Annotated in this window: 1 protein-coding gene; it reads left to right on the forward strand. The window is 57.3% G+C overall.

Annotated elements, in window-relative coordinates; all coding sequences use genetic code 11:
• Positions 1-70: 70 nt before the first annotated feature.
• Positions 71-1,251 (forward strand): IS3 family transposase gene (locus AB3X96_RS42410; RefSeq protein ID WP_368594400.1). Its coding sequence is split into 2 segments (ribosomal slippage): positions 71-323 and positions 323-1,251, totalling 1,182 coding nucleotides; the frame shifts between segments, so codons are not numbered across the junction.
• The last annotated feature ends 39 nt before the right edge of the window (positions 1,252-1,290 follow it).

Below are 1,290 nucleotides of genomic sequence, written 5' to 3' on the forward strand. Positions count from 1 at the left end.
TGAGCTTCCCCTGAAATTTCGCCTTCCAGCGGGTCGTGTATAAACTCGATCTGAAGGAAGGAAAAAAATAATGTTCAAGGTACCAAACCAGGCATATACGGCTGAGTTCAGGGCGGCCGCCGTGCAACGGGTCAAGGATGGCCAAAGCATCCGTGCCGTGTCTCGTGAATTGAAGATGTCACCGCAGACATTGCGCAACTGGGTGAAAGCTGCAGAGGCGGGCAAGCTGAACGGCGCCGGGACAAAGGCTGTGACCCCGGAACAGATGGAGCTGTCGCGCCTGCGAGCCGAAAACAAGCGCCTGCAGATGGAACTTGAAATCGCAAAAAAAGCGGCGGCGTTCTTCGCGAAGGACCTCCTGTGAAGTACGCCTGGATTGATACGCAGTGCCGTCACTTTCCGCTGTCGGCACTGTGTGAGGTCCTGTCCGTCAGTCTGAATGGCTATCGGGCATGGAAGCGCGGCGGCACAGCCGAGCGCAAACGCCTGAGCAACGAACAGTTGCTGGCGCTGATCCGCACCATTCACGCCGAGGTAAAGGGCGCCTATGGATCGCCACGGATGACCGAGGAGATTCGCGCGCGTGGCTATCCGGCCAGCAAGGAACGGGTTGAGCGGCTCATGCGCGAGAACGGTATCCGTGCCCGGCACAAGAAGCGCTACAAGGTAACGACAGACTCGAAGCACAAGCTGCCGGTCGCAGAGAATCTGCTGGAGCGCAACTTTACGCCGACGGCGCCGAATCAGGTGTTCACTTCGGATATCACGTACATCTGGACCGACGAGGGCTGGCTGTATCTGGCGATCGTGCTCGACCTGTTCAACCGGGAAGTTGTCGGCTGGTCGATCAAGCCGCGCATGACGGCGGACATCGTGACTGACGCGTTGATGATGGCGTGGTTCAGGCGCCGGCCCGAGCCCGGCGCGCTGCATCATTCGGACAGGGGCAGTCAATACGCGAGTCACGACTTCCAGGCAAAGCTGGCCGAATATGGCATGCGATGCTCAATGAGCCGCAAAGGAAATTGTTGGGATAACGCACCGACGGAAAGCTTTTTTAACAGCCTGAAAAACGAGCGCGTCCATGCGACACGCTACCGAACGCATCAGGAAGCGATGGCAGACTTGTTTGAATACCTGGAAGTGTTTTATAACCGTAGTCGTCGTCATTCGTCGCTTGGCTTCGTATCGCCAGTTCAGTTTCTGCAAGACTGGATCAAGGCTCAGCAGACCAAGGATGTCGCTGCGTAACTCGGGACCTGTGGAAGGCGAAAAACCGAGGGAAGCTCA

Origin of the sequence: Paraburkholderia sp. BR13439 (genome assembly GCF_040948805.1) — a bacterium.
In the GTDB taxonomy this organism is placed as follows: domain Bacteria; phylum Pseudomonadota; class Gammaproteobacteria; order Burkholderiales; family Burkholderiaceae; genus Paraburkholderia; species Paraburkholderia youngii.